This window comes from Micromonospora sp. NPDC051006 (assembly GCF_044456245.1).
In the GTDB taxonomy this organism is placed as follows: Bacteria; Actinomycetota; Actinomycetes; order Mycobacteriales; family Micromonosporaceae; genus Micromonospora.
Window position 1 is genome coordinate 294,581 of record NZ_JBITFP010000003.1, and the last position, 26,998, is coordinate 321,578.

Here is a 26,998-nt window from a genome sequence, read left to right on the forward strand (position 1 = left end):
TCGACGGCCACCGCCTCTGTCATCGGCAGGACCGAGCACGGCCGGCCCCGCCACGGCCGATACTCTTCCGGAAACGGCGTGCAGGGGTGAGGGCTGTGCTGGCTGGGCTGGAGTTGCCGCCCGCGGTCGAGGCGGACCGGGTCATCGCGGCCGTGCTGGCCGACCTGCGCACCGGCGAGCACCGCGGGGTGGTCGTCGACTCGCCGCCCGGGGCCGGCAAGTCGACCCTGGTGGTACGCGCCGCCGTCGAGCTGGCCGCCGCGGGCGAACCGCTGATCGTCATCGCACAGACCAACGAGCAGGTCGACGACCTCATCGACCGGCTGGCGCGCAAGGCCCCCGAGCTGCGCATAGGTCGGCTCTCCGCCACTGACTACCAGCCCTCCGAGCGGGTCAAGGGCCACGACACGGTCCGGGTCGGCGCGAAGGTCACCGACCTCGACAGCCCGGCCGTCATCATCGGTACGGCGGCCAAGTGGGCCACCGTCACCGACGGCTCCTGGCCGTGGGCGATCGTCGACGAGGCGTACCAGATGCGCTCGGACGCCCTGCTGCGCGTGGCCGGCAGGTTCCAACGGGCCCTCTTCGTCGGCGACCCCGGGCAGCTCGACCCCTTCTCCACCGTCGAGACCGTGCGTTGGACGGGCCTGGCGTGGGATCCGACGCAGTCCGCCGTGGCGGTCCTGCTGCGACACAACCCGGAGCTGCCCGTCCACCGGCTGCCGGTGTCCTGGCGGCTGCCGGCCACGGCCGCGCCCCTGGTGGCGGCAGCCTTCTATCCGTTCACCGGCTTCCGCGCTGGCACCGGCCCCGACGAGCGGACCCTGTCGTTGACCAGGCCCGGACCGGGTGACCGCGTCGACGACGCGATCGAGTTGGCCGTGACGTCCGGCTGGGGTCTCTACGAGTTGCCGGCGCGGCAGACCCTGCGTACCGATCTGGAAGCCGTCGCGGCCTGCGCGGCGCTCGCGGTGCGGCTCGTGGAGCGAGGCCCGGTCGCCGTCTCCGAGCAGACGCCGCAGGGCGCGCCGGTCACCGCGGACCGGATCGCGATCGGTGCCGCGCACCGCGACCAGGTCGCCGCCATCCGCGCGCAGCTCGGCCCGGCCGGCGCGGGCATCACCGTCGACACCGCCAACCGGCTCCAGGGCCGCGAGTACGACGTCACCATCGTGCTGCACCCACTCTCGGGGCGGCGGGACGCCACCGCGTTCCACCTGGAGTCCGGGCGGCTCTGCGTGCTCACGTCCCGCCACCGGCACGCCTGCATCGTGGTGGCGCGCGACGGCATCGGCGAGCTGCTCGACGCCCACCCGTCGACCGAGCCGATGCACCTCGACGTGCCGGTCAAGTTCCCCGACGGCTGGGAGGCGAACCAGTCGATGATCAACCACCTGCGGCGGCACCTCGTCCAGCCCTGATCCTCGGGCCGCTCGTCGCTCAGCCCTGACGCCCAGCGGCCGCCCTTCCGGCGCTGCCGTGGCGGACGCCGGGCCAGGGCCGGTGGGGTCGCCGCCGGGCGGGCGGCCCGGTAGTTTCAAGGCCCAGCAGCTCCACCGTCGTCGATTGAGGTGGTCGGGTCACGTGTCGCAGGTCGAGAAGCTCGCCGGTGAACTCCACGCGCTGACCGCCGGCGTCGAGCGGGCGCAGGGGCTGACCGCCGCCGCCGACAACCAGGCCCAGGAGGTGGCGCTCCGGGCCGTCGGCGCCGGCTTCGCCGCCGTGGCGGCCGGCATGACCCGGGTACGCAGCGCGATCGGCGACATCCGGGGCGGCCTGACCGCTCTCGCCGTCGCCATCGACGAGGCCACCAAGGGCACCGCGAGCGTCCCGCGCGAAGCCACCCCGCAGGACACCATCGGCGCACTGGCCCCCGTCCAGCAGGGCATCATCGGCGCCCGCGAGGCGTCCGCCGCGACCATCGCCCAGGTCGACGCGGCCAAGCAGCTCGCCGCCGCGCTCCTGCAGGGCGGGCAGCCCGGACCGATACTCCAGTCGCTGGAGAGCATCAAACAGGTCCTGGCGCTGATGACGCAGCGAGCCAGCACCGCCGAACAGACTGTCGAAGCGGCGATCGCCGAGGCGCGGCGGCTGGGGTCGGCGGGAAACTGACCGGGGCTGGCGGCCCCCCACCGACCAGCCCTTCCCACGGCCCGGCGGCCTCAGCGGGTGTCGACGCCAGTCCCTTCCCGCCTTGGAGTCGACAGCCGACCGGCACGCCAGGCGGGTCGCCGACTGGACACCCGACGAGGATTCACACGAAACTCGACACGGTCCGAAGCCGTTCTCTGGAGTTGGAGAACGAATGCGCCGACACGATGGCCGACCGGGGCTACCGAGTCCACCAGAATCCGACGACAAAAGAGATCGCCGAAGCTCGGCTCAAGGTCGGAGACTCCGGAGAATCGAGGAGGGACCCGGATTTTCTGCTCGAAGGACTGGTCTTCGATTGCTACTCTCCCACTTCCGACAAGGCGGTTCGCGGTGTCTGGAGCGAAGTCCGCGGGAAGATCGAGAAGTCGCAGACCCAGCGCGTGGTGCTGAACCTCACGGACTGGACCGGGGACCTGACAGCCTTACGCCAGCAGTTCGACGACTGGCCCATCGACCGGCTGAAGGAACTGGTCGCGCTGACGCCGAATGGCGCGATCGTGCAGATCGTACGGCGAGACTGACGAGAGGTTGCGACATGGCCCTGGAGTTTCGGCTGACACTGGCCGGCGACATTCCTCTGGAGGACGTAGCCGAACTTGCCGCCGCCAATCCCACCGAGAAGCCGACGTCGACCGGCGATCCGCGGCTGCTCAGCGCGCGCCTCTATGAGGAGCGCGGCTACGCGTTGAGCGTCTACGCAGGTGAGCACGGGTACTTCGACGCCGAGGATGACGGCGGGGCGCGCTGGGAATGGGAACCGGCGACGTTTGTCGACGTGGACTTCTCCATGCGGGGCGACGAGGTAATGGAGAAGGCGATTCCCAACATGGTGGACGCCGTCGCGCGGGTGCTTGCCGGTCGGCCCGAGGATGCTGCGTTGGTCCAGGGCGGCAACTATCTGCTGCTGACCCGTACCGATGGGGTGACCCGAAAGCACCGGCCGGACTGGTGGAGTCATCACGACCTCGCTGGCAAGGCGATCCAACCGTGAGGTGAGCGAGCCGGCGCCTCCTGGTCGGGCGCTGAATGATCGATCTGGGCCCTAGCCAACAAGGACGCCAAGGTCGGCGCGTTCTCCGCCCAGCGTCCCTGACCACGGTCAATATCCACTCCCGGTCGGGGATATGGGGGTATCCGGCCGGCGCGGATACCGCGATGTCGGCGATCTGGAGTGAATCAACTCGGATCAGCCGGCCTGACGGCACAGGGGCGTCGCAACCTTGCCGACACCGAGCGTCACCCCGTTGTCGGGGGCGTCCGTTACCGTCGGGAGGTCATGGAGGCGCGGGCCGGCGAAGCGATCATCGGGCGGGATCACCCCGCGGGGCTGCTGCGCGCCGATCTCGATCGGGCGACCACTAGCCACGGCGGTCTGGTCCTGGTCACCGGCGAGCCGGGCATCGGTAAGACGACGCTGGTCACGGCGGCTGCGCGGGAGGCCCGCAGGCGGGGCGCGCTGGTGCTCGGGGCGGCCTGCTGGGATTCGGAGTCCGCCCCCGGCTACTGGCCGTGGGTGCAGGTGCTGCGCGGCCTGCGGCGCTCCGCCGACGACTGGGCGGTGGCGCGGCAGACCGCCGAGCCCGCGCTCGCGGCGCTGCTCGGCGAGCCGACCGGCGCCCCGACCGAGCTGACGAGCCCGACCGGGGTGTCCGGCCCGACCCAGCTGACCGGCCGGGCCGGGGTGGCCGGCCCGACCCAGCTGACCGGCCCGACCGAGGTGGCCGGCCCGGCCGGTGGCGACGTGGCCGGCGACGCCGATCAGGAGACGTTCGCCCTCTACGACGCGGTAACAACCGCGCTGGTCGCGGTCTCCCAGCACCGTCCGGTCGTGGTGGTCCTCGACGACCTGCACTGGGCCGACCCGGCCTCGTTGCGGCTGCTGGAGTTCGCCGCCCAGCACACCTGGTTCGAACGGCTGCTGCTGATCGGCACGTACCGCGACGCCGAGGTCGAAGCGGGCGACCATCCGCTGCGCCCGCTGCTCATGCCGTTGCTGGCCAAGGCGACCACGATCACCCTGACCGGGCTGTCCCGCGACGAGGTCGGCGCGCTGATAACGCGTACGGCCGGCCGGGAGCCGGACGCCGGGCTGATCGACGAGGTACACCGCCGCACGGGCGGTAACCCGTTCTTCGTCGAGCAGACCGCCCGGCTGTGGCGGGCCGACGGCGCGGCCGGCACGATCGCGCCGGGGGTACGCGAGGCGGTGCGCCGCCGTCTCGCCCAGCTTCCCGCGCCGGTGGTCGAGGCGCTGACCGTCGCCGCCGTGCTGGGGCGCGAGTTCCACCGTCAGGTCCTCGCCGCGTCCGCCTCGGCGCCGGTGGCCCAGGTCGACCGGTTCCTCGACAGGGCGGTCACCGCCCGACTCGTGGTGGCCCGCGGTGGCGGCCGGTTCGCCTTCGCCCATGACCTGGTACGGGAGACGCTCTACGACGGCCTCGCCGACGACGAGCGGCGGGCCCGGCACGCCGCCGTGGTGCGGGCGGTCGACGCTTCCACCGATCTGGGCGAGCGGCTGATCCCCGCCGACCTGGCCCGGCACGCCTACCTCGCGGGCGCGGCCCTCGACCCGTCCCGGGCCACCGACCTGCTGGTCGCCGCGGCGCGCTACGCGGGTGGGCGGCTGGCCGCCGACGAGTCGGTGGTGCACTTCCGGCGGGCGCTGGAGGTCGTCCAGGACCGGGCGCACCAGGTGAAGATCATGGTGGAGCTGGCGCAGTGGCTCGTGCACTGCGGCGCGTCCGACGAGGCCAGGAAGCTTCTCGGCGAGGCGGCGGCGCTCGCCCGCACGGTCGAGGATCCCGTGGCGCTGGCCCGGGTCGCGCTCACCGTGCAGCGGCACCGACACGTAGGCGGCGGGCGCATCTCGCAAGCGGAGGAGCTGCTGCGCGAGGCGTACCGGCGGCTGATCGGCGAGCCCGACGCCGCGCTGCCGGTCAGCACGCTCGTCACCGATCTGATCACCGCGACCGAGACGCTGGCCCGCCGCGGCCAGGACGACGAGGCGCTGACCTTCAGCCTCTGGGCCCGACACGACACCACCTGGGGGCTGGGCACGGCCGCCGACCGGGCCGCGCTGACCGCCGAGATCCGGGAGGTCGCCCGCCGTAGCGGTGATCAGGAGACCGTGTTGTGGGCGACCTCGCTGCGTTGGGTCGCGCTGCTCGAACTTGGCGACCCGCGATACGCCGAGGAGCTCACCGCCTTCGTCCGCCAAGGACGAGCCGGCGACGTGGCCCGCAACCGGATGGCGGCGGCCATCGACGGCGGCATCATCGCCGGTTTCCGGGGCGACTTCGCCGGGGCCGACGAGCAGTTCACCGCCCTCGACGAGATCGGCGAGGCGCCACCGACCGACTTCGCCTTCATGGTCCACCACCTGCGCTGGGCCCGGCTGGTGCTCGAGGGCCGGTTCGAGGAGATCGACGACCTTCTCGACGGGCTGGACAAGAACACCTACCCCCACCTCGATCTGGCGCGCGCGATCACCGCGGCGGAGCGTGGCGACCACGCGACGGCCGTCCGCATCACCGCCGGCATCGAGGCCGCCGGCATCACGTACACCCGCCCGGTGTCGCCATTGTGGCTGCGACTGCGGGCGCAGGCCGCCGCGGCGTCGGGTGACCCGCGGCGCTGCACCGAGGCGCGGGCGGCGCTGGACCCGCACCGTGGGCAGTGGATGGTGGCGCTCTTCGGCTGCGATGTCGGCGGCCCGGTCGACCACTGGCTGGCGGTGCTCGACGCCGGGCAGGAGCGCTGGGACGACGCTGTCGCCGGCTTCCAGGCGGCTCGGGACGCCGCCGACCGGATGGGCTCTCGGCCCTGGTCGGTGATCGCCCGCGCCGGCCTGGCCGATGCGCTGGCCCGCCGCAACCACCCGGGTGACGCGGAGACGGTGCGGGCGCTGTGCGACGCCACTGGGCGTCAGGCGGCCATGCTCGGCATGCGGCACGTGCTCGACCGGCTGCCCGACCCGGCGACCCTCCGACCGGCCGGGCAGGCGGCTGCCAGGCCGCAGTCAGTCGGAGCGACAGCGGGGCCGCAGCCGGGCACGGCGCCGGCTGCGATGACCGGCGGGTTACCGCTGTACGAGGAGCTGCCACCGACGGCCGTCAGCCGGCACCAGGACAGCGTGCTCCCCGGGGCTCCCCGCCGCTCCCGGACGGACGGAGCCGCCACCGGCACGGACCCGGTCGGGGCGAACGCCGCAACGGACCGGGCGGAAGCGGCTTTGACGGCGACCGCCGGCCCGAAACCGGGCGGCGCGGCCGTCGCGCCACCGGTCACGCGCTACGAGTTCCGCCAGGACGGACCGGTCTGGCAGCTCGGCTACGCCGGCGTGGTCGTCCAACTGCCGGACGCCAAGGGCCTGCACGACCTGCACCTGCTGCTCGGCCAGCCGGGCACCGACGTCCCGGCCGTGGAGCTGCTCGACCCGGCCGCCGGGCCGGAGCTGGTGGCCGCCCGCCGGATGGGCGGCGACCCCGTGCTGGACGACGAGGCGAAGGCCCGCTACCGGCGGCACCTGGACGGGCTGGACGACGAGATCGACCGGGCCGCCGCGCGCGGTGACAACGCCCGGATGGCCGCGCTGGACGCCGAGCGGGAGGCGCTCCTCGCCGAGTTGCGCGCCGCGGCCGGGTTGGCCGGTCGGACCCGCCGGCTCGGGGATGAGGCCGAACGCGCCCGTAAGACGGTGACCGCCCGGATCCGGGACACGCTGCGCAAGCTCGACGACCGTCACCCGGCGCTCGCCGCCCACCTGCGTGAGACGGTCTCGACCGGAGGCACCTGCCGTTACCTCCCGCCCGAGCCGATGCCCTGGCGGCTCTGAGGGCGGGCGGCGTGCCAGCGGGATGTCAGGGCCGGCGTCGGGAAGAGTGCTAAACGGTGCGGCCGAGGGCTGACGATGCCTCTCGTGCGTCGAGGAGCTCATCCCAGTGCTTCTGCGCCCAGGAGCACGCGGCAGCCATTGGTTCGAGGATGCTGTGGCCCAGAGGAGTCAGCTCGTACTCGACCCGCTGAGTGCTGCCGGCATGGGCGGTGCGCGTGATCAGGCCGTCGCGCTCGAGCGCCCGCAGCGACTGCGTGAGCACCTTCGCGGTGACGCCGCGAAGGGCGCCCCGAAGCTCCGAGAATCGCCGCGGCCCCGTTTCGAGACAGCGGATGATCATCGCCGCCCATTTGTCGCCGACCCGGATTGGCGAGAGGTCCGAAGGACAGAGCGGGTCGAACATGTCCGGATCGAGCGGCTCAGGCACGCATCCACGTTAGCCGGTATCCAGGTGGTAACCACCTGCCTGGTTAGCGTCCGGAAGGCGGCCGGCAGTCGGGACCGGCCTCGGACGCGAGGTGTGCGGATGAGCAGGATCATTGTCTTCGGTGCCGGTGGCCGGGCCGGTCGGGCGGCCGTGCACGAGGCCCGCCGCCGCGGCCATCAGGTCACCGCGGTGGTGCGTCACCCAGCCAGGTACGGCGACCTGGCGACAGATGACGTAACGGTCAGGGCCGGCGATGTCACGGACCCGGACAGCATCGCTCAACTCGCCAGGGGCCACGATGCCGCGATCAGCGCTGTTTACGACGCCGGCGCGCAGCCCGACGTCTTCTTCGCCGGCGCCGCCCGCGCCCTGCTCGACGGGCTGGCGGGGACAGGCGTGGACCGGCTGCTGGTAGTCGGCCTGGCCTCGGTGCTGGAGACCGCCTCCGGAACGCTGCTCATGGACACACCCGGATACCCGCAGGAGTATCGCTTCTTCTACCTGGGACACGCGGCCGGAGTGCAGGTACTGCGCAGCGCCACCACCAGGCTGGACTGGCTGGTCATCAGCCCGGCCGGCGACTTCGACCACGGCGGCGCCAGCACCGGCCGGTACCGCACGGCTGTGGCCGAAGCGACCAGTCGCATCTCCTACGCCGACTTCGCTGTCGCCCTACTCGACGAGATCGAAGCCCCAAGCCAGCACCGGGTGCATGTGGGCGTTGAGGAGGGCTGATGGCCTAAGTCGGTCGGGAGCGGACGGGCGCCGCCACGTCGGTGGCGGCGCCCGTCGGTCAGGGATGGGTCAGCGGCGGTTGTAGCGGTACATCGTGAGCGTGCCGAAGACGACCAGGAACCCGGCGCTCCACAGCAGCAGCCACATCATGTTCGTCGCGTCCGACGACCCGGCCATCGCCGCGCGCACCGAGGCCACCAGGTGGGTGATCGGGTTGGCCTTCACGAACGCCTGCAGCCAACCGGGCATGGTGCTCGGCTCGACGAACACGTTGCTGAGGAAGGTCAGCGGGAAGAGCACCATCATGCTCACCCCCATCACCGATTTCTCGCTGCGCAGGATCAGGCCGAAGAACGTCCAGACCCAGGAGAACGCGAACGAGAAGATCACCAGCAGGCCGATCCCGACGGTCACGCCGAGCACGCCGCCGTCCGGCCGGAAGCCGAGCACCAGACCCACGCCGAGGATGACCAGCGCGGCCAGGATGTAGCGCAGCACGTCGCCGAAGATCATGCCGACCAGGGCGGCCGGCCGCCAGACCGGCAACGTCCGGAAGCGGTCGAAGATGCCCTTCTCGATGTCGGTGTTCAGCCCGACCCCGGTGTACATGGTGATCATCACGACGCTGGTCACCATGATGCCGGGCAGGAAGAACTGCAGGTAGTCCCGCGGGCTGTCGGCGAGTGCACCACCGAACAGGTAGGTGAACATCAGCACCATGATGATCGGGAACGCGGTCACGTCGAAGAGCTGCTCCGGCACGTGCTTGATCTTCAGCATGGCTCGCCAGCCGAAGGTCAGCGACGCGGCCAGGGCGCTCGGCCTCGGCGGTCGGGCACCGGGCGCGAGGACCGTCGACAGCGCCTCGCTGGAGGGTACGTAGACGGACGGCGCCCGCCCGGTCGTGGTCGTGACGTCGCTCATCGGGCTGCCTCCAGCTGCTCGTCCCGCTCGTCGGTCGGCGTGGCGGGATGGTCGGTCAGGGCCAGGAAGACCTCGTCCAGGCTGGGCTGGCCGAGGGAGAAGTCGTCGACGAGGATGCCGGCGCGGGCCAGGTCGGCCAGCGCGCGCGCTGCCTGCTCGCTGGCGGCCAGGCCGCTGCCCTCGCCGCCGACCCGCGCGGTCAGCGCGACCGGATCCGGTTCCAGCTGCACGGGTACGCCGAGCGCCGCGTGCAGCACCTTCTCCGCCTCGGGCCGCTGCCCCGCGTCGCGCAGTCGCAGGTGGACGGTGCCGGAGCCGACCGACGATTTCAGCTCGCCCGGGGTGCCCTCCGCGATCACCCGGCCGTGGTCGACCACCGCGATCCGGCCGGCGAGCTGGTCGGCCTCGTCCAGGTACTGCGTGGTCAGCAGCACCGTGGTGCCGTGCGCCACCACCGCCCGGACGATCTCCCACACCTGGTTGCGGCTGCGCGGGTCGAGGCCGGTCGTCGGCTCGTCGAGGAAGAGCAGGTCGGGAGTGTTCAGGATGCTCGCGGCGATGTCGATGCGCCGGCGCATGCCACCCGAGTACTTCTTCACCTGCCGGTCGCCCGCCTCGGTCAGGCCGAACGCGGCGAGCAGTTGGTCGGCGCGTTCCCGGGCGGCGGCCTTGCGCAGTCCGAGCAGCCGGCCGAGCAGGACCAGATTCTCGACGCCGGTCAGGTCCTCGTCCACTGAGGCGTACTGGCCGGTCAGGCTGACCCGGGCCCGGACCGCGTCGGCCTGGGTGAGCACGTCGTGCCCGAACACGCGGGCCCGACCGCCGTCCGGGCGCAGCAGCGTGGCCAGCACCCGTACCGCGGTGGTCTTGCCGGCACCGTTCGGGCCGAGCAGGCCGTAGACGGTGCCGGCGGGCACCTGTAGATCCATTCCGGCCAGCGCCCGGGTCTCCCCGAACGACCGGGTCAGGCCCTCGGCCTCGATGGCCAGGCCGGTCGTGCGCTTACTCATGATCGTTGCCTTCCTTCCAGGGGATTCAGGAGACGTACGGCCGCGCCGCGCGGCCCTCGCGCAACGCCAGGCCCCACCAGCAGAGTTGGTCGAGCAGAACGCGCGCGTCCTGGCGGTGCTGGTCGGCGTGCAGCGGCGTCGGCTCGCCACAGAGCAGGTCGACGCCGACGACGTCGCGCACCGTCGTCGCGTGCAGCGCGGTGAAGACCGTGCGGAGCTGATCCACCGCGTGCAGGCCGGTGGAGCGGCAGCCGTACGCGACGAAGCCGACCGGTTTGGCCTGCCACTCGTCGTACGCGTAGTCGATCGCTTGTTTCAACGAGGCCGGGAAGCTGTGGTTGTACTCGGGGGTGACCACGGCGAACGCGTCCGCCCGGCGTACCTCCCGGACGAACGACCGAACGGCGTCGGTCGGCTCGGCCGGGTAGCTGGCCGGGAAGTCGTAGTCGGCCAGGTCGACGACGGTCACCGCGATGTCGTCCCGGCCGGCGGCCTGGTCGACGAACCAGCCGGCGACCCTGTCGCCAATCCGGCCCTCACGGGTGCTACCGATGATCACGGCGAGCCGCAGCGGCGTCACGGTTCCCCCTCCCAGCGTCTCGGTCTCACCTCTGAGGCGCGAGAACCCGCCAAGCGCTCCGCTAGTTCCGATCTAGCGGACCGGCGACACCTCCGTTGATCATGAAGTTGTTGCCCTGACACGCCGCGACGGAAGGCAACAACTTCATGATCAACGGGGAGGCTCGACGGTGTTGTCGGGGGAGTGGGGTTGGGTGAGGGTCGGTGGATGAGGGGGTGGGCATGGTGGGGATGCGGATCGTGCCGTGGGGTGAGGACGATCTTGAGCTGTTGCGGCAGCTCAATGCGCCGGAGATCCGAGCGCACACCGGCGGGCCGGAGACCGACGAGCAGGTGCTCGCCCGGCACGAGCGCTACGTGCGCTTCGGCGGCACCGGGCAGGGCTGCATGTACACGCTGGTGCTGCCGGACGGGGCGAGCGTGGGCAGCGTCGGTTACTGGGAGCGGGAGTGGCGCGGCGAGCAGGTCTACGAGCTCGGCTGGGCGGTGCTGCCCGCGTACCAGGGACGGGGGCTGGCGACCGCGGCGGTGCGCGCGGCGCTGGACGTCGCCCGCGCCCGGCGGACCCACCGCTGGGCGCACGCCTACCCGTCGGTCGACAACCCGCCGTCGAACGCGGTCTGCCGCAAGGCCGGCTTCACGCTGCTCGGCGAGACGGACTTCGAGTACCCGCCGGGCCAGCTGATGCGCGCCAACGACTGGCGCCTCGACCTGACGGCCGGCGGCTGAGGCACGCCCGGGGGCGGCGACCACCCCGGCGACGAGACCTCACGGCGGGCGGCGGCGCGGACCCGGGGCGGTGACCAGGCCCGCGACGAAACCTGACGGCGGACGGCTGAGTCGAACCGGGGTGGCGGCCAGGCCCGCGACGAAACCGGGGCGGCGTGCGCGGCGCAGTAGCATCTGAGCAATGCGGCACCTGGAGATCACCACCGGCCGTCGCCGCGCCCGGGGGGCCGTGCGATGAGCGTCGACATCGAGACCGACACCGCAGTCGAGGTCACCGGCCTGACCGTCACCTACGGGTCGACCACCGTCCTCGACTCGCTGGACCTGCGGGTGCCCGCCGGCGCCGCGCTCGCCCTGACCGGCGAGAACGGGGTGGGCAAGTCCACCCTGCTGCGCTGTGTCACCGGCCTGCAGGAACCTTCCGGTGGCTCGGTGGTCGTCTTCGGCGAGACACCCGGCCGGGGCGTGGCGTTCTGGCGCCAGGTGGCGACCACCGTCGAGTCGCCGTCCTGGTATCACGGCCTGACCGTGCGGGAGCACCTGGACCTGGTGCGGGTGGCCAACGGCGGCGACCCCGGCGACGGGCTGATCGACGAGATCTCCGCCCTGCTCGGCATCGCCGGTCTGGCCGACAGCCTTCCGCTCACCCTCTCCTCAGGGCAGCGGCAGCGCTTCCTGCTGGCGGCGACCTTCGTTCGCCCCAGCCGGCTGCTGGTGCTCGACGAACCGGAGCAACGCCTGGACACCGTCGTCAAGCGGGCCCTCGCCGAGCACCTGCGGGGCTACCTGGCGGCCGGCGGGACCCTGCTGATCGCCAGCCACGACGAGCAGTTCTGGCGCAGCGTCGAGGCGACCGAGGTCCTCCTGAGCCGGCCGGAGGGCTGATCCGGTGACGATGACCCAGGTGCCGGCCGCCGCGCTGGCGGGAGGGCTGATCCGGTGACCATGACCCGGGTGCCGGCCGCCGCGCCGGCCGCACCCGCCGACATCCGTCGCCGGGTCCGGCGCATGCGGATCGCCGCCGTCGGCCGGGTCGACCCGTCCAGCGTCTACTGCGTGCTGCTCGCGATCGGCATGGCCGTGGCCCTGGTCTGGAAGCCGTTGGTCGGCGTGGTCTGGCCGACCGGCACCGGCCAGCCCTCGGTCCTGGCGCCGGTCGGCGCGGCCCTGGTGCTGCTGGCGTTCTTCGGTGTGCTGCGCCAGCTCGGCCCGGTGGTGGTCAGCCGAGGGGACGCCACCTGGCTGCTGCCCGCGCCGGTGCCCCGGCGGACGTTGCTGACCCCGGCGCTGCTGCTGACCACCGTTGCCGCGACCGCCGTTGGCGGCATGGTCGGGCTCTCGCTCGCCGGCCGACTCACCGCAGGCCCGGCGACGGCGAGCGCGATCCTCGCCGGTCTCGCCGGTGGCGTCGCCGCCGCCCTCCTGCTGACGCTGCTCGCCCTGCGCGGCCAGCGCCACCCGCGCACCGGCCGGATCCTCGACGTGGTCGCCGCCGGCACCGGCGCCGCGCTCGTCGCGGCCGCGGCCGGAGCGCAACTGGCCGGCGGGTACGCCCTGCCGGTCGCCCTGCCGGCCGCGTCGACCGGGCTGCCGCTGGCGGGCGTGGCGCTGGCGCTCGCCGTCGCCGCCGTCGGGTGGGCGTGGTGGCGACTGGACGGCTGGCCGACCCACCGGGTCGTGGAGGCCTCGGCGACGACCGGTTCCTACGCCGACGCGGTCTACGCGGTCGAACCGTCGTTTCTGGGCGAGCAGAGCGCCCGCCGGTACTGGCGGGGCCGGACCGGCATCCGCGCCTCCCGGCTGCTGCGCGGCCGCCGGGTGCCGCCGTTGGTGGCCCAGGACCTGCTGCACGTCAGGCGTAAGCCGGGGCGGCTGGCGTGGCTGGTCGGCACCGCGCTGGCACCGACCGTCGTCGCCGACGGGCCGACGTGGCTGCTGATCGCTGTGCTGCTGATCGGCGTGCTGGCCGCTGCCAGCCTCACCGGCGAGTCGACGCACGCCGACGCGTCGAACCCGGCCGTGCTGCGGCTGCTCGGGCTCACCACCCTGCAGGTCCGCGCGCAGCGGCTGGTGGTCCCCACCGGGATCGCCGTGCTCTGGCTGCTGCTCGCCCTGGGCGTGTTGCAGGCCGCCGGAGGGCTCGCCGGCCCCTGGTGGGCGCTCGGCGTCGCGGCCGGCCCGTCTGCTGCCGTCGCCGCCCTCTACCGCGCCAAGATGAGCGCCGCCAGCATCGGCAACGTCTTCGTCGACACTCCGCTGGGCGGGTTTCCCAGCGGGATGCTGCTCTGGCTGGCTAACGGGGTGGACGTCGTGGCGGTGCTGACCCTGCCGGTGTCGATCGGGCTGGCCACGGTGCACGCCCCGGAGGCGCTCGGCTGGAACTGGGTGCTGGCGCAGGCGGCGGCGTCGGCCGCCGGTTGCCTCCTGCTGCTGCGCCGCTCCGCCGCCGGCACCGTGGGAGTGTGAGGGTGGGCCGGCCCGAGCCGGCCCCACCCACCGGTCACCCGCCGACGGGTCGGTACGCGGCCAGCCGCGCCCGGGCCGCCGCGACCAGCGCCTCCGGGTCGTCGGCGTGGAAGCGCAGCTCGGTGACGGCCGCGCCGCGGGCCTTGCGGACCGGCACCTCGATCGGCTCGCGCAGCAGCACGTCGATGCTGGTCTGGCTGCCCAGGCCGAGCATCAGCGTGACTCCGGTGGCGTTCGGCTCCACCTGGGTCTGGCCCTCGGGGAGCATCGACCGGCGGTGCACCCGAAGCGTCTCCACCGCGGACCACGGGATCGTGTAGTCGAGGCTGATGCCGTTTCGAATCCGGATGCCCGCCTCGCCGACCACGTGCGGGAGCACCCGGAGGCTGGCCATCAGGCCGAACATCCAGATGAGTCCGTAGATGCCGAGGCCCAGGGCGATGTTCGAGACGAGCTCCCAGGGCAGGATCAGCTCCAGGATCGGGATCTCGATCGCCGAGACGATGATGAAGATCCACAACAGGGTCATCACGGCGCCGCTGTAGCCGAATGTCTCGTCGCCGGGCGCCAGCCGCTCCGGCCGGCGGAAGATCCACCGGTAGAGGCTGCGCCACAGGGCGATCTCGTATCGGACGCTCATCCGGAGCAGCCGCAGCACCGTGTTCATCGGTCCTCCTCGCGTAGTTCGGGGGAGAGGCCCTGCTCGCGCAGCCGGCCGAGGATCTCGTCCAGGCCGGCGACGAAGGCGTCCAGCCGCTCGGCGGGCATCTGCCCGAAGAGCAGCTCGGCGAACTCCCGTTGGCCCTGCTCCAGCCCCTCGACGGTGCTCAGGCCGTGCGGGGTGAAGGTCACCAGGAAGGCCCGCCGGTCGGTGGGGTGCGGCTCGCGGGTGACGAAACCCGAGGCGACCAGGCCGTCGACCAGGCCGGTGATGGTCCGGGCGCTGACGCCGAGCGCCTCGGCCAGCTCCCGCTGCGGCACCGGGCCGGTGCGGCGCAGCGTCCAGAGCAGGGTGGCCCGGGACTCGGTGAGCCCGTCCCGGGCCAGCCCTCGGCTCATGTCGTCGCCGAGCACCACGACCAGTTCCAGCACCCGGTCCAGCGCGGCGGTCCAGCGCTCCCGATCCGACACCGTTACCTGCCTTCATAGTGAGCTTGCATCACTATGATGTCACGGCACGGTCTCTCCCGGCCACCGGCGCCGGGCGGGGGTCCAGCGCGCTCGATCTCAACCCCTCACCAGGGCAGCACGCCGTACCCGCCGTCGCCGTCGGCGAGGTGGCCCCAGAGCTGCCCGCTCGGCCCGTCCGCGGGCAGCGTCGCCAGGTGCACACTCACCTCGGCGCCCTGATCCGGGCTCCGGAAGCCGCTGTTGCCGTTCAGGTCGGTGGCGCAGTAGCCCGGGTTCGCCGCGTTCACCTTGATCGGGCTGTCGCGCAGCTCCTTGGCGTACATGGCGGTGACCATGTTCAGCGCCGTCTTCGACGACGGGTACGGCACCGAGGTCAGCGGGGCGAGGAAGCTCTCCGGGTCGGTCATGGTGGTGATCGAGCCGACCTCGCTGGAGACGTTCACGATCCGGGCCGCGGGCGCCCGGCGCAGCAGCGGCAGCAGCGCGTTGGTCACCGCGACCACCCCGAAGACGTTCGTCTCGTACACCCGGCGCAGCGTCGCGAGGGTGGTCTCGCTGGGCAGCGCCCGCGCGCCGTCGCCGAGCACGATCCCGGCATTGTTGACCAGCACGTCGAGGCGGCCGTACTCCTCCTCGACGAGCTTCGCGGCGGCCGCCACCGAGGCGGCGTCGGTGACGTCCAGCGGCACGAAGCGGGCGTCCGCCCCGCCGGCGCGCAGCTCCCGCTCCGCCGCCTGCCCCCGCTCGGCGTTGCGGGCGCCTACCAGCACGGTCATCCCGAGGCCCCCGAGCTGCCGGGCGGTGGCGAGTCCGATTCCCTTGTTGGACCCGGTGATCAGGGCGATCATCTTCGTCATGCGCTCGACGCTGCCCGCCCGCCCCGGGCGGCGGGAGAGGCCGGCCGAGGCTGGTACCGGCGGTACCACCCGGCGCGACGCCGGTTGGGGCAAGCTGGAGCGCATGACCAGCACCGGCCTGCGCCGCGAGGAACTGGCGGCGTTCCTGCGCAGCCGCCGCGCCCGGCTGCGCCCCGCCGAGGTCGGCCTCCCCGACGGGGTACGCCGCCGCACGCCCGGCCTGCGCCGGCAGGAGGTGGCCCAGCTCGCCGGCATGTCGATCGACTACTACATCCGGCTGGAGCAGGGCCGCGGCCCGCACCCGTCCCGGCAGGTGCTCGCCGCGCTGGCCCGCGCCCTGCTGCTCAGTCGGGACGAGCGCGAGTACCTGTTCCGGGTGGCCGGGGAGACCCCGCCACCGACCGCCGGGCCCAGCCGCGAGGTGCCCCCGGGGCTTCGGCACCTGATCGACGCGATGACCGAGACGCCGGCATACCTGGTCGACGCCAGCTACGAGGTGCTGGCCTGGAACCGGCTGGCCTCGTACTTCGTCGGGGATCTCTCGGCGGTGCACGAGTCGGACCGCAACATGATCCGCTGGACGTTCCGCAGGTCCGCCGACGACGGCCACTGGGATGATCCGGAGACCATGCGGTTCGTCCGCACCTCGGTCGCCGACCTGCGTGCCGCGTACGGGCGCTACCCCGGCGACCGGACCATCCAGCAACTGGTCACCGAGCTGCTCGGCACCTCGCCGCGGTTCGCCCAGCTCTGGGCCGAACATGACGTGCAGGAGCGCCGGCCGGTCGTCAAGCGGGTGCCGCACCCCGACCTCGGGCCGCTGGAGTTCGAGTGCCGGGTGCTGCACGTCCCGGAGACCGACCAGCGGCTGATCGTCTACGTCCCGGAGCCCGGCTCGCCCACCCAGGCGGCCTTCCGCCGGCTCGCCGAGCGCGTCGGTTCCTGACCCACCAGGCCCTCACCGTGGGCGGAGCGCCGGTAGAGCACGGTGTGCCGGTCCCGGTTGCGCAGCACCAGGCCGGAGCGGAGCAGCACCCCCAGGTGGTAGGAGACGGTGGCCGGGGCCAGCCGGCGCCGCTCGCTCAGCTCCCGGGTGGACCTCGGCACGTCCAGGTCGGCCAGGATCGCCGCCCGGCTCGCGCCGACCAGGTCACCGAGCCGACCCGGCCGGCACTGGTTGACCGGCCCGGCGCCGACCGGGTAGACCAGCACCGCGTTGCCGGCGTCGCAGAGCTGCGTCGAGAGCCGAGGCCAGGCCAACACCGACGGCGCGAGCACCAGCTCCGCGCCGGCCAGCGCCGTGGTGATCCGGTACGAGCTGTCGATGGTCAGCGACCGGCCGGTCCAACCCACCCTCGGATGCAGGTTGTTCAGCACACTGCCCACCCCGGTGCTCGCCATGGCCGTGGCCTGCCGGGCCAGCTCCGCCTCCAGCGTGGCCCGCAGCACCGGCCACTGCTCGGCCAGTGCGGCCTGCCAGAAGTACCGCAGCCCGTCGGCGACCCGTCGGGCGAGGACGCCCTCGTCCAGGGCCGCCCGCACGCTCGTCGGCAGCCCACCGTCGGGGAACCGGGCCGCCACCTGCACGGCCACCTCGCCGGGCGGAGTCGCCGCGGCGGCCGACAACTGCTCGTCGAACACGGCGTCGGGTGAGCCCAGCGGCGGCTTCGGGGTGAGCAGGTCCGGCGTGTAACCGGTCCGACCGGGCGGCGTCACCAGCTCCGCGACCAGGGCCACGTCGGGATGGCGCAGCGCGGCGCGGGCGGCCGGTCCAGGATCGCCGTGCACCGGATGCCCGAACCGCGACAGCGCGGCCTGCAGCCAGGACGTCACCTCCGCCGCCGGCGAGATCGCCAGCCGGAGTCGGGCGAGGCTCGGGCCGTCCAGATGCGCGACCATCACAGCGCGGATCGTACAAGCAGCGGAGTCGATGGGCTGTCGGCATTCGAACCCGGTCGAATCACTACCTGCACGCATGGTGGGCCGGGTTGGCTGCTCCTCGCAGACCCCACTCGTAGCCAAGGAGCACCCGATGCGTTCATCCGCCCTCCTGCCCGGCCGGCTCGGCCGTACCGTCGCCCTGCTCGGGCTCGCGGCCGGCCTGCTGGCCGCTGCCCCCGCGGCCGTCTCGGCCTCCGCCCCCGGCCCGGCCGCCGGGGACGACGCGTCCGCCGGGCACGGCGACGACGCGTACCGCGGCTGCGAACGGGCCTTCGACCGCGCGGTCCGGGCGTACGTGGACACCACCGCCCGACGCGACCTGGACGGCTTCGCCGCGCTGCTGCACCCCGACGTCACCTCCGTCTTCGCCTCCGACGGGGAGGTCCTGGACGGCAAGCGGGCCACCGTGGACTGGCTGCGCGGGTTCTTCGCCGACGACTCCTGGACCCAGTCGTTCAGCGTCGCCAAGCGGACGGTGGTGGGCTGCCGCACCGGGTTCGTGCTCTTCGACTCCGTCTACGCGGTGCCGGCGAGCGGCACCCGGGTGCCCTTGCTGATCGGAGTGAGCTTCACCTACCAGCACGGCCGGTGGCTGGTCCTGCAGAACCAGGACTCCGTCGGCCGGATCTGACCGGGGGCGCCGTCCCGGGGGGAGGGGCGGGGACGCGGCGGTTGCACGTCCCCGCCCCACGGCGGCGATCAGGCGATCTTCTCGAGGGCCGCCGTGGCGAGCGGGGCGATCTTCGTCAGCAGCGCGGCACCGGCGGCGAGGTCCCCGTCCGCCGCCGAGGCGTCCACCTCCAGCACGAAGTTGCCGCGGGTCATGAAGAGCGTGCACTGGTGTCGGGTCGACTCGCCCTTCAGCCGCTCGCAGAACGTGATCACGTCCGGCCCGTTCGGCACCGGCGGCGGGGACGGCCGCACGATCGTTGAGGTACGGCCGTCGTTCGGCACCTCGTACTGCTTGCACGTCTTCAGGACCGACCGCAGCTCGTCGGCGAGCTTGCGGCCCGGCACCTTCAGGTAGCCGACCACGTACTGCCGGATCCACACCGTGTCGCCGTCCCAGACCCGCTCCCGGTAGGCGGTGCGCTTGCGATCCGACGGCAGGCCGTCCCGGCACAGCGAGATCAGCTTCCACGCGTCGGTGTTCTCGTCGGTGTAGGCGGCCGTCTCGGGGTGGAACGTCGCGTCCAGGTCGAGCATGGCCGCGGTCACCCGGGTACGTGCCTCCGCGGTGGAGGTCGGTGCCGGGCGGGGCGGCGGCGGGGTCGGCGACGCCGAGGTCGGCGCGGACCAGCGCGGCGTCTCGCCGGCCTGGCTCGGGCCGCACGCCGCAGGGCTGAGCAGGAGCAACGACAGCAGGACCAGCGGAGCACGGCGGAGCAGCATCGCGGCGGGATGTTCCTTTCGTACGCGAGAAGGGGGCCCGTTCGGGTCGGGCCCCCTTCTGTCTGCGCAATCACCACCCGCCGCGTTACGTCACGCGGCAGCCGCCCTCCGCCGCCGGCCGTGACATCTCAGGCCGGCAGGTAGTCGAAGGTGTCCGGGTCGCCGCCCTGCCGCCCTGCCGCACCCCGGTCGAGCGAGGTGATCCGCTCCATCGCGGCGTCGTCCAGCTCGAAGTCGAAGATCCGGAAGTTCTCCTCGATCCGCTCCGGGGTGGTCGACTTCGGGAAGATGACGTCGCCGCGCTGGATGTGCCAGCGGAGCACCACCTGGGCCGGGGTCCGGCCGACCAGCTCGGCGATGTCGGCGACCGTCGGGTCGCTGAGCACGTTGCCCTGCGCGATCGGCGACCAGGCCTCGGTGATGACGTTGTGCTTCCGGCCGTAGGCCCGCACCTCTTCGTTGCCGAAGTACGGGTGCACCTCCACCTGGTTCACCGCCGGCACCACCCGGGCCTCGGTGATCAGCCGCTCCAGGTGTGCCACCTGGAAGTTCGACACGCCGATCGAGCGGGCCCGCCCGTCGCGCTGGAACTCCTCCAGCGTCTGCCACGTCGAGACGAAGTCGCCGTCGTAGAGGGTGGGCAGCGGCCAGTGGATCAGGAACAGGTCGATGTAATCCATCTTCAGCGTCGACAGGGTCGACTCGAACGCCTTGCGGGCGTCGTCCGGCCGGTGGAACGCGTTGCTCAGCTTGCTGGTCACGAAGACCTCGCCCCGGTCCAGGCCCGAGCCGCGGATCGCCTGGCCGACCTCGGCCTCGTTGCCGTACATCTGCGCGGTGTCGATGTGCCGGTAGCCGATCTCCAGTGCCCTGCCCACCGCCGCCGCGGTGTCTCTCGGCTCGATCTGGAAGACCCCGAAGCCCAGCTGCGGGATGGTGTTGCCGTCGTTCAGGCTGATGCGGGGAATGGTGTTCGCCACTTCGGCTCCTTCGTCCGTCTTCGGGCGTCCAGTCCGGCACGGCGCGTGCACGCCGAGTCGGGGAGGACCTGCCGTCCGATACCCATACCCAGCCCGGCCGCCGCCTCACGGACTCGCCGCGGGTGATCCGGACCACCGGGTCAACCCGCCTCGTCGAAGAGCACCGGCCACGGCCGCCGCGCGGGTGCCACCGGCGGGCCGGACGACGCCGGCTCGGTCTCGGCGAGCACCTCGGCGGCGAGCTGGCCGAACATCGCCGCCGCCGGATGCGCCGAGCGCTCCGGCCAGGCCGCCGAGGTGCGCTTGACCAGGGGCGTGCCGGCGATCGGGCGCCAGGCGATGCGGGGTTCCCGCCGGGCGGTGGTCGCCGGTTCCACCGCCACCCCGCCGCCGGCCAGCACCAGCCCGAACAGGAACTCCGGGTTGCGCGCCGGTCGGACCCGCCCCGGCCGGAAGCCGTGCTCGGCGCAGACCGCGAGCAGGTGGTCGTGCCAGCCGGGCGCGGTGGCCCGGGGCGCGGTGACCAGGTCGAGGCCGGCCAGCGCCGCCAGCTCCACCTCCCGGGCCCGGGCCAGCGGCGAGGACCGCGGCACCAGCACCCCCAGCGGTACGTCGACCGGCGCGCCGAAGCGCAGCCCGTCCGTCGCCGCCGGGTGGTGCACCAGTCCCACGTCGAGCCGCCGCTCGGCGAGCATCCGCAGCTGCTCGCCGCTGGTCAGCTCGTGCAGTTCCATGTCCAGCCCGGGCGCCCGGTCGGTGAGCCGGTCCAGCAGCGCGCGCAGTGTCACCGCCGGCGTCTCCGGCGGCACCCCGGCCCGTAGTACGCCGAGCGCGCCGGCGCGTACCTGGTGCATCAGGTTGCGCAGCCGTCCCTCGGCGGCGAGCAGCTCCTCGGCCTCGCCGAGCAGCAGCTCACCGGCGGTGGTGAGCCGGACCTGGCGGCGGGAGCGGTCGAAGAGCTCCACCGCCAGCTCCCGTTCCAGCCGCTGGACGGACTGGCTCAGCGGCGGCTGGGCCATGCCGAGCAGCTCGGCGGCCCGCCCGAAGTGCAGCTCGTGGGCGACCACCACGAAGTGCCGCAGGTGTCGGAGCAGGTCCACTGGGCGGACCCTACGCCGTGCCCGGCACCGGCGGTGGGTCGGCGGGTGGATACCGTGCCGGGGTGGCAGTGGGGGAGCTGATCGAGGACATCTTCGGCCGGGCGGGAGTGACCGCGAGCCTGCACGTGGTGGACATCGACGCGGCCGGCGCGGGCGATCAGGTGCCGGCGTCCGGCGCGGCGCGGCCGGTCGGCGGGGGGCGGGAGGTCGCGCTGCGGGCGGACGAGCAGGTGGTGATCGCCTCGATCTTCAAGATCCTGCTGGTGCTGGAGTTCGCCCGGCAGGTCGACGCCGGTCAGCTGGACCCGACGGAGCGGGTGCTGGTCAACGCCGCGGACCGGCTCGGCGGCTGGGGGTTGGCCGGCTGCGCCGACGACGCTGAGGTGTCCCTGCGCGATCTGGCCTACTTCGCCATGTCGGTCAGCGACAACACGGCCGCCGACCTGTTGCTGCGCCGGGTCGGCGCGGACCTGCTGCCGATGCTCGCCGCCGAGCTGGGGTTGGCCCGTACCCGGATCGTCGGCGGGCCCCGGGAGCTGGTCGAGATGATGCTCACCGACGTGGGGGCGCGCACCGAGGCGGAGTTCGCGCGGATCTTTCCGACCCTGCCCGCCGAGCGGATCCGCGCCATGCCGGTCTTCGACCCGCAGCGGACCACCTCCAGCACCGCCCGGGAGATCACCCGGCTGCTCGGCCTGATCTGGCGGGACGAGGCCGGCACCGCCCCGGCCTGCGCCATGGTCCGCGGCTGGATGGCCCGCCAGCTCTTCTGGACCCGGCTGGCCGCCGGCTTCCCGCCGGGGGTGCGGGTGGCCGGCAAGACCGGCACGCTGCCCGGGCTGCACCTGGAGGCGGGAGTGGCCGAGTACCCGGACGGTGGCCGGTACGCGATCGCGGTCTTCGCCCGCACCGACGAGCTCGCCACCCGCCGCATCGAGGTGGACCTGGCCATGGGGGAGGCCGCCCGCGTCGCGGTCGAGGCGCTGCGCGGCGAGTGAAATTTCCCTGGCTGACCCGGCGCGGGCGCCGGGGCTGAGCAGGTCCGATATGCCTCGGCATATCGACGGTGCGGCTGATGAATCTTGGACGTGGCCGGGGTGGCGTTGGTTGGCTCGGTGCCGACCGATCGCCCAGCACACGGGGAGCAGATCCGCATGTCCACTCTCGACCGCCGTCGCTTCCTCCGCGACGCCGCCGCCTCCACCGCCCTGGTCTCCGCCGGCGGGCTCGCCTCGACCGCGCTCACCGCCGCCCCGGCGCAGGCCGCCGCACCGGCCGCCGCGGCGCCCACCGGCCGCCGCGCCGGACGGGTCAGCTTCCGCTGGTGGGGCACCGCCGGCTGGCGCCTCGACATCGGCGACCGGACCGTCCTGGTCGACCCGTTCCTCAGCCGGATCGACACCGGGCTCTTCACCGGCGCCTTCAACACCGAGACCAAGCTGACCGTCCGTACCGACGTGGTCGACGCGCACCTCGACCGGGCCGAGACGGTGCTGGTGACGCACACGCATTGGGACCACTTCATGGACGTGCCGTACATCGCCGGCCGGACCGGGGCCCGGGTGTTCGGCACGCTCACCGCCTACCACCTGGGGCTCGCGTACGGGGTGCCGTCCGGCCAGCTCAGCGCGGTCAAGGGCGGCGAGGTGCTGGACTTCGGCGACTACACCGTCGAGGTGGTGGCTTCGCTGCACAGCCGCAACGCCTCGTACGCGGTGGCCTTTCCCGGCGTACGGGTGAGCCCGCCGGCCAAGCCGGAGACCATCGCCCAGCTGCCCGAGGGCGACACGCTCAACTACCTCGTCCGGGTGTCCGGCGGCCCGTCGGTCTTCTTCATGGGCGCCAGCGACTTCGTCGCCCGCAACCTCGCCGGGCTCGCCCCGGACGTGGCCATGGTGGCGCTGAACAGCACCACGGTTACCGCCGACTACGTGGCGCGGCTGATGGCGGCGCTGGACCACCCGAAGGTCGTGGTGCCGGTGCACTTCGACAACTTCGAGACCGAGCTGCGCAACCCACCGACTGTGGCGCCGGCCGACCGTACCCGCCTCGACCAGCTGATCGCCGCGGTTCGCACGTCATCCCCGCGCAGCCGGGTGCTGGTGCCCGAGTACCGGACCGCGTACCACTTCTGACGGGGGCCGGCGGGTGGTCGCGGCGCGCGGCCACCCGCCGGAGTCAGCCGGCCAGCTTCTCGTCGACGACCAGCACTGTCTTCCCGGTGGCACCGCCGGCCTCCATCGCGCGGTGCACGTCGGCGGCCTCGGCGAGCGGCCGAGTCGAGCTGACCGTCACCCGCAGCGCGCCGGCGTCGACCAGGGCGGCCAACTCGGTCAGCCCGACGTGGTCCGGCTCGACGATGATCGGCATGACCCGCAATCCCCGCTCGGTGGCCGGTCCGGTCGGGTCCGGCCCGCCTCGGGGGACCGGGATCAGCAGCCCACCCGGGCGCAGCACGTCCAGCGACCGCAGCCGGGTCTCGCCGCCGACCAGGTCGACCACCACGTCGATGTCGCGAACCGCGTCCTCGAATCGGGTGGTGGTGTAGTCGACCACCTCGTCGGCGCCCAGGCTCCGGACGAACATGTGCCGCTCGGCCCGGGCGGTGCCAATCACGTACGCGCCGCGCGCCTTGGCGATCTGCACCGCGAGGTGCCCGACCCCACCGGCAGCCGCGTGCACGAGCACCCGCTGGCCGGGCCGCACCTCGGCGGCCTCGACCAGCTGCCAGGCGGTGAGCCCGACCAGCGGCAGGGCGGCGGCCACGACGTGCCCGACGGTGGCCGGTTTATGGGCGAGCTGCCGGGCCGGTACCGCGATGTACTCGGCGTAGGTGCCGGCCCGGCGGGGGAAGGAAGGCAGGCCGTAGACCTCGTCGCCGGGGCGGAACCGGGTCACCCCGTAGCCGGTCTCGGCCACCACGCCGGAGAGGTCCCAGCCGGGTATGAACGGTGGCGGTCCGACCACGGGAGCGAAACCGCCGCCAGCGCGGGTCTTGCCGTCGATGGGGTTGACCCCGGCGGCGACGACCCGGACCAGCACCTCAGTCGGGATGGGCTGGGGCCGGGCCACCTCGGCCAGTCGCAGCACCTCGGGTCCGCCGTAGCTCTCCTGCTGGATGGCGCGCATGCTCTTGAGCGTCCCTGGCCTCGGAGCCGGGCGCGGCGGTTTCGCGCAACCTCCCGCCGCCCGACCGCCGCCGCGCCGACCGTCGGCGTCGCGGGACGCTGGATGATCAGCCGGCAGACAGGTCGGCCAGGGCCCGCACCGACTTCCAGTTCCGGGTGGTGGCCACCACGCCGAGCTTCTTCTCCAGGTAGGCGTTGGTGAACCTGGACCGGCCGTAGCCGCCCTCGGGAAAGTGCAGGTAGACCTCCCGCCCGGCCACGGTGAAGTCGACGTTCTCGCCGCCGGGCACGGTGAGCGCGTCCACGGTGGAGCGTTTCGGGGCGGTGCCGAGGAAGACCACCAACAGCTTCGTCGGGTCGTCCTCCCGCTCGGCGTACGGGTTGCCGTCGACGCTCGCGGCCAGCTCCGCGGCGCTGCGCACCAGAACCGGCACGGCCAACCCCAACTCGCCGGCGATCGCCTTCTCGATGCCGCCGGCCAGCCGCCCGGCGTCGCGCCCCGTGCTGCCGAAGACCACGTTGCCGCTCTGCAGGTACGTCCGGACGTCGGCGTGCCCGAGCGCCTCCACCAGCCGGCGCAGGTCGGCCATCGCGATCCGGGTGGTGCCGACGTTGACCCCGCGCAACAGGGCGACGTAGCGGGTCATGGCGTCCTCCTCGTCCGTCGGGGCCAGCCTAGAGCCGCCCGGTCGAACCGGTGGACCGCCGCGCTCCAGCGGCCGTTCAGCCCGACCCGCGATCCCCGACCGGCCCGGGCCGACCGGCTGACGGGGGCTCCCCGCGCGGCCCGGGTACGGCCGGGCCGACCAGGCCGGTCTCGTAGGCCACGATCACCAGCTGCGCCCGGTCGCGGGCCGCCAGCTTGGTCAGCAGCCGCCCGACGTGCGTCTTGACGGTGGCGAGACTGAGGTGCAGGTGCGCGGCCAGTTCCGTGTTGGACAGCCCTCGGGCGATCAGCGTGAGCACCTCCCGCTCCCGCTCGGTGACCCCGTCGAGCCGGCGCGGCAGCGGCCGGGCCGGCTCGGGCCGCCGGGCGAACTCGTCGATCAGCCGCCGGGTCACCGTCGGCGCGAGCAGTCCTTCGCCCGCCGCGACGACCCGGATGCCGGTCAGCAGCTCCGCCGGCGGGGTGTCCTTGAGCAGGAAGCCGCTCGCCCCGGCGCGCAGCGCGCCGTAGACGTACTCGTCGAGGTCGAACGTGGTCAGGATGAGCACCCGCACCCCCGCCGTCGCCGGGTCGGCGCAGATCCGCCGGGTGGCCTCGATGCCGTCCATCTCGGGCATCCGGACGTCCATCAGCACCACGTCCGGGCGGTGCCGGGCGGCCAGCGCGACCGCCTCCGCGCCCGTCCCGGCCTCGGCGACCGTGCTGAGACCGGGGGTCAGGTCGACCAGCACCCGGAAGCTGCCGCGCAGCAGCGCCTGATCGTCGGCGATGAGCACCCGGATCATGCGGCGACGGCCCGGTAGGGAAGGCGGGCGGTCACCACGAAACCCCCGGCGGAACGCGGGCCGGCCGAGAATTCGCCGCCGTGCAGCGCCACCCGCTCGCGCATCCCGGTCAGCCCGTGGCCCTCCCCGGCCATCCGGACCGGGCGACGGCCGTCGTCGGTCACCTCGACGCGTACCTCGTCGGAGGCCACGGTGACCGTGGCCTGGCAGGCGGCCGGTGCGGCGTGCTTCACCACGTTGGTCAGCGCCTCCTGCACGATCCGGTACGCCGCCAGCCCCACCGACTCGGGCACCGCCACGTCCGGTGCGTCGTGCCGGACGTCGACGCGTACCGCCACCCCGCCGATCGCGGCCTGGTCGGCCAGCCCCGGCAGCGCGTCGAGGCCGGGCGCCGGAGCGTACGCGGTGCCCTCGCGCAGCGCGCCGAGCACCCGGCGGACGTCGGTCAGCGCCGTCCGGCCGGTCGCCTCGATGACCCGCAGCGCGTCCCGCGCCTCCGCCGGATCCGACTCGGCGACGTGGTTGGCCACCGCCGCCTTCACCACGATCAGGCTCATCGTGTGGGCCACCACGTCGTGCAGCTCCCGGGCGACCCGCAGCCGCTCCTCGGTGGCGGCCTGGCGCACCAGATGCTCGCTCTGCCGGGCGGCGAGGGCCCGCCGCTCCCGGATCGACCAACCCAGCAACCAGGCCGGTGCGATCATCACCGTGCCGTAGAGCACCGCGCCGGTGCGGGTCCACAGATCGTCGTCTGTCAGCGCCAACGCCACGCTCACCACCACCAGACCCGCCGCCGCGCAGGGCAGCGACCGCCAGGCGGGCGTGGCGACGGCCAACGTGTAGAACGCCAGCCCGATGGCGACGGCCGGCGCGGCGGCCGCGAAGTTCGGGATCACGCCGGTGGCGATCGCGGCGGCGGCGGTCAGACTCACCGCCACCGACACCGCGACCGGCCACCGCCGCCGGACCGCCACCGGCAGCCCGATGACCAGCCCGACGAGCACCGACACCCAGACCGGCTCCCGGACACCCCCGTGCAGTGGCGACTCCAGCGCCGCGTACGCGCAGAGCGCCGCGCCGAGCACCACGGCCAGCACACCGTCCACCAGGTACAGATCCACCGGCCGTAGCCGCCGGGCCAGCAGGTGAGCGCTCACCC

28 protein-coding genes are annotated in these 26,998 nt (G+C 73.3%); 13 read left to right on the plus strand and 15 right to left on the minus strand.

All coding sequences use genetic code 11. From position 1 onward, the window contains the following. The first annotated feature begins 98 nt into the window (after positions 1–98). The 5 genes from ACIBBA_RS07690 (at position 99) to ACIBBA_RS07710 (ending at position 6,988) form a co-directional block, all read left to right on the plus strand. Positions 99–1,421 carry an AAA domain-containing protein gene (locus ACIBBA_RS07690; protein WP_396695186.1) on the plus strand — a complete coding sequence of 441 codons (1,323 nt, stop codon included), beginning with the start codon at positions 99–101 and terminating at the stop codon, positions 1,419–1,421. Between the two features lie 163 nt (positions 1,422–1,584). Beyond that, complete coding sequence (locus ACIBBA_RS07695) at positions 1,585–2,112, plus strand: DUF6244 family protein (protein ID WP_396694800.1); 528 nt, start codon at positions 1,585–1,587, stop codon at positions 2,110–2,112. Between the two features lie 206 nt (positions 2,113–2,318). Next, entirely contained in the window at positions 2,319–2,675 is a 357-nt protein-coding gene (locus tag ACIBBA_RS07700) for a hypothetical protein (RefSeq protein ID WP_396695188.1), read from the plus strand. Between the two features lie 14 nt (positions 2,676–2,689). After that, positions 2,690–3,145, plus strand: a complete 456-nt coding sequence (locus tag ACIBBA_RS07705) for a SitI3 family protein (RefSeq protein WP_396694802.1) — start codon at positions 2,690–2,692, stop codon at positions 3,143–3,145. A gap of 285 nt (positions 3,146–3,430) precedes the next feature. Beyond that, a complete protein-coding gene (locus ACIBBA_RS07710; RefSeq protein ID WP_396694804.1) occupies positions 3,431–6,988 on the plus strand; it encodes an AAA family ATPase in 3,558 nt (1,185 codons plus the stop codon). A 49-nt stretch (positions 6,989–7,037) separates the two neighbouring features. On the opposite strand, the gene ACIBBA_RS07715 is transcribed toward ACIBBA_RS07710, so the two are convergent. Beyond that, entirely contained in the window at positions 7,038–7,415 is a 378-nt protein-coding gene (locus ACIBBA_RS07715; protein WP_396694806.1) for a winged helix-turn-helix transcriptional regulator, read from the minus strand. Positions 7,416–7,514: 99 nt separating this feature from the next. Here ACIBBA_RS07715 and ACIBBA_RS07720 point away from each other — a divergent pair, with 99 nt between their 5' ends. Beyond that, complete coding sequence (locus ACIBBA_RS07720) at positions 7,515–8,150, plus strand: NAD(P)-dependent oxidoreductase (RefSeq protein WP_396694808.1); 636 nt, start codon at positions 7,515–7,517, stop codon at positions 8,148–8,150. Positions 8,151–8,219: 69 nt separating this feature from the next. On the opposite strand, the gene ACIBBA_RS07725 is transcribed toward ACIBBA_RS07720, so the two are convergent. From ACIBBA_RS07725 to ACIBBA_RS07735, 3 genes are read right to left on the minus strand one after another with little or no spacing between them, the layout of a single operon-like run. Beyond that, positions 8,220–9,074 carry an ABC transporter permease gene (locus ACIBBA_RS07725; protein ID WP_357059589.1) on the minus strand — a complete coding sequence of 285 codons (855 nt, stop codon included), beginning with the start codon at positions 9,072–9,074 and terminating at the stop codon, positions 8,220–8,222. Further along, positions 9,071–10,084, minus strand: coding sequence for an ATP-binding cassette domain-containing protein (locus tag ACIBBA_RS07730; protein ID WP_396694811.1), 1,014 nt, complete (start codon positions 10,082–10,084; stop codon positions 9,071–9,073). Before ACIBBA_RS07730 ends, ACIBBA_RS07725 begins: the two co-directional genes overlap by 4 nt. Before the next feature lie 25 nt (positions 10,085–10,109). Then, positions 10,110–10,664: an NADPH-dependent FMN reductase gene (locus ACIBBA_RS07735; RefSeq protein WP_396694813.1), complete on the minus strand. Its 555-nt coding sequence runs from the start codon at positions 10,662–10,664 to the stop codon at positions 10,110–10,112. 203 nt (positions 10,665–10,867) lie between these two features. Here ACIBBA_RS07735 and ACIBBA_RS07740 point away from each other — a divergent pair, with 203 nt between their 5' ends. The 3 genes from ACIBBA_RS07740 (at position 10,868) to ACIBBA_RS07750 (ending at position 13,858) form a co-directional block, all read left to right on the plus strand. Then, positions 10,868–11,392, plus strand: a complete 525-nt coding sequence (locus ACIBBA_RS07740; protein WP_396694814.1) for a GNAT family N-acetyltransferase — start codon at positions 10,868–10,870, stop codon at positions 11,390–11,392. 234 nt (positions 11,393–11,626) lie between these two features. After that, positions 11,627–12,277: an ATP-binding cassette domain-containing protein gene (locus ACIBBA_RS07745; RefSeq protein ID WP_396694816.1), complete on the plus strand. Its 651-nt coding sequence runs from the start codon at positions 11,627–11,629 to the stop codon at positions 12,275–12,277. Positions 12,278–12,337: 60 nt separating this feature from the next. Continuing rightward, positions 12,338–13,858, plus strand: a complete 1,521-nt coding sequence (locus ACIBBA_RS07750) for a DUF6297 family protein (RefSeq protein ID WP_396695190.1) — start codon at positions 12,338–12,340, stop codon at positions 13,856–13,858. A gap of 34 nt (positions 13,859–13,892) precedes the next feature. On the opposite strand, the gene ACIBBA_RS07755 is transcribed toward ACIBBA_RS07750, so the two are convergent. The 3 genes from ACIBBA_RS07755 to ACIBBA_RS07765 form a co-directional block, all read right to left on the minus strand. Then, positions 13,893–14,525 carry a PH domain-containing protein gene (locus ACIBBA_RS07755; protein WP_396694818.1) on the minus strand — a complete coding sequence of 211 codons (633 nt, stop codon included), beginning with the start codon at positions 14,523–14,525 and terminating at the stop codon, positions 13,893–13,895. Then, on the minus strand, positions 14,522–14,989 hold the full coding sequence (locus tag ACIBBA_RS07760; protein WP_350869112.1) for a MarR family transcriptional regulator: 468 nt from the start codon (positions 14,987–14,989) through the stop codon (positions 14,522–14,524). Before ACIBBA_RS07760 ends, ACIBBA_RS07755 begins: the two co-directional genes overlap by 4 nt. 104 nt (positions 14,990–15,093) lie before the next feature. Then, positions 15,094–15,846, minus strand: a complete 753-nt coding sequence (locus tag ACIBBA_RS07765; protein ID WP_396694820.1) for an SDR family oxidoreductase — start codon at positions 15,844–15,846, stop codon at positions 15,094–15,096. Between ACIBBA_RS07765 and ACIBBA_RS07770 the strand changes: the two genes are divergently transcribed. Further along, entirely contained in the window at positions 15,845–16,792 is a 948-nt protein-coding gene (locus ACIBBA_RS07770) for a helix-turn-helix transcriptional regulator (RefSeq protein WP_396694822.1), read from the plus strand. The genes ACIBBA_RS07765 and ACIBBA_RS07770 overlap by 2 nt on opposite strands. On the opposite strand, the gene ACIBBA_RS07775 is transcribed toward ACIBBA_RS07770, so the two are convergent. Further along, on the minus strand, positions 16,723–17,745 hold the full coding sequence (locus ACIBBA_RS07775) for a winged helix-turn-helix domain-containing protein (RefSeq protein ID WP_396695192.1): 1,023 nt from the start codon (positions 17,743–17,745) through the stop codon (positions 16,723–16,725). The two genes, ACIBBA_RS07770 and ACIBBA_RS07775, sit on opposite strands and share 70 nt — an antisense overlap. Positions 17,746–17,878: 133 nt before the next feature. Here ACIBBA_RS07775 and ACIBBA_RS07780 point away from each other — a divergent pair, with 133 nt between their 5' ends. Then, positions 17,879–18,418, plus strand: coding sequence for a nuclear transport factor 2 family protein (locus ACIBBA_RS07780; protein WP_396694824.1), 540 nt, complete (start codon positions 17,879–17,881; stop codon positions 18,416–18,418). A gap of 68 nt (positions 18,419–18,486) precedes the next feature. On the opposite strand, the gene ACIBBA_RS07785 is transcribed toward ACIBBA_RS07780, so the two are convergent. From ACIBBA_RS07785 to ACIBBA_RS07795, 3 genes are all read right to left on the minus strand, one after another. Further along, a complete protein-coding gene (locus tag ACIBBA_RS07785) occupies positions 18,487–19,179 on the minus strand; it encodes a hypothetical protein (RefSeq protein ID WP_396694826.1) in 693 nt (230 codons plus the stop codon). A gap of 128 nt (positions 19,180–19,307) precedes the next feature. Continuing rightward, positions 19,308–20,159: an aldo/keto reductase gene (locus tag ACIBBA_RS07790; RefSeq protein WP_396694828.1), complete on the minus strand. Its 852-nt coding sequence runs from the start codon at positions 20,157–20,159 to the stop codon at positions 19,308–19,310. A gap of 140 nt (positions 20,160–20,299) precedes the next feature. Then, complete coding sequence (locus ACIBBA_RS07795; protein ID WP_396694830.1) at positions 20,300–21,259, minus strand: LysR family transcriptional regulator; 960 nt, start codon at positions 21,257–21,259, stop codon at positions 20,300–20,302. Between the two features lie 62 nt (positions 21,260–21,321). Between ACIBBA_RS07795 and ACIBBA_RS07800 the strand changes: the two genes are divergently transcribed. Then, complete coding sequence (locus tag ACIBBA_RS07800; RefSeq protein WP_396694832.1) at positions 21,322–22,257, plus strand: serine hydrolase; 936 nt, start codon at positions 21,322–21,324, stop codon at positions 22,255–22,257. A 156-nt stretch (positions 22,258–22,413) separates the two neighbouring features. After that, a complete protein-coding gene (locus ACIBBA_RS07805) occupies positions 22,414–23,394 on the plus strand; it encodes an MBL fold metallo-hydrolase (RefSeq protein WP_396694834.1) in 981 nt (326 codons plus the stop codon). 43 nt (positions 23,395–23,437) lie between these two features. Here ACIBBA_RS07805 and ACIBBA_RS07810 read toward each other — a convergent pair whose 3' ends face one another. The 4 genes from ACIBBA_RS07810 to ACIBBA_RS07825 form a co-directional block, all read right to left on the minus strand. Further along, positions 23,438–24,388 carry an NADP-dependent oxidoreductase gene (locus ACIBBA_RS07810; RefSeq protein WP_396694836.1) on the minus strand — a complete coding sequence of 317 codons (951 nt, stop codon included), beginning with the start codon at positions 24,386–24,388 and terminating at the stop codon, positions 23,438–23,440. A gap of 106 nt (positions 24,389–24,494) precedes the next feature. After that, positions 24,495–25,034: a DUF1697 domain-containing protein gene (locus ACIBBA_RS07815; RefSeq protein WP_396694838.1), complete on the minus strand. Its 540-nt coding sequence runs from the start codon at positions 25,032–25,034 to the stop codon at positions 24,495–24,497. Between the two features lie 76 nt (positions 25,035–25,110). Then, a complete protein-coding gene (locus ACIBBA_RS07820) occupies positions 25,111–25,839 on the minus strand; it encodes a response regulator (RefSeq protein ID WP_396694840.1) in 729 nt (242 codons plus the stop codon). After that, on the minus strand, positions 25,836–26,996 hold the full coding sequence (locus ACIBBA_RS07825) for a sensor histidine kinase (protein WP_396694842.1): 1,161 nt from the start codon (positions 26,994–26,996) through the stop codon (positions 25,836–25,838). The genes ACIBBA_RS07820 and ACIBBA_RS07825 overlap by 4 nt, the downstream gene beginning before the upstream one ends. Positions 26,997–26,998: the final 2 nt, after the last annotated feature.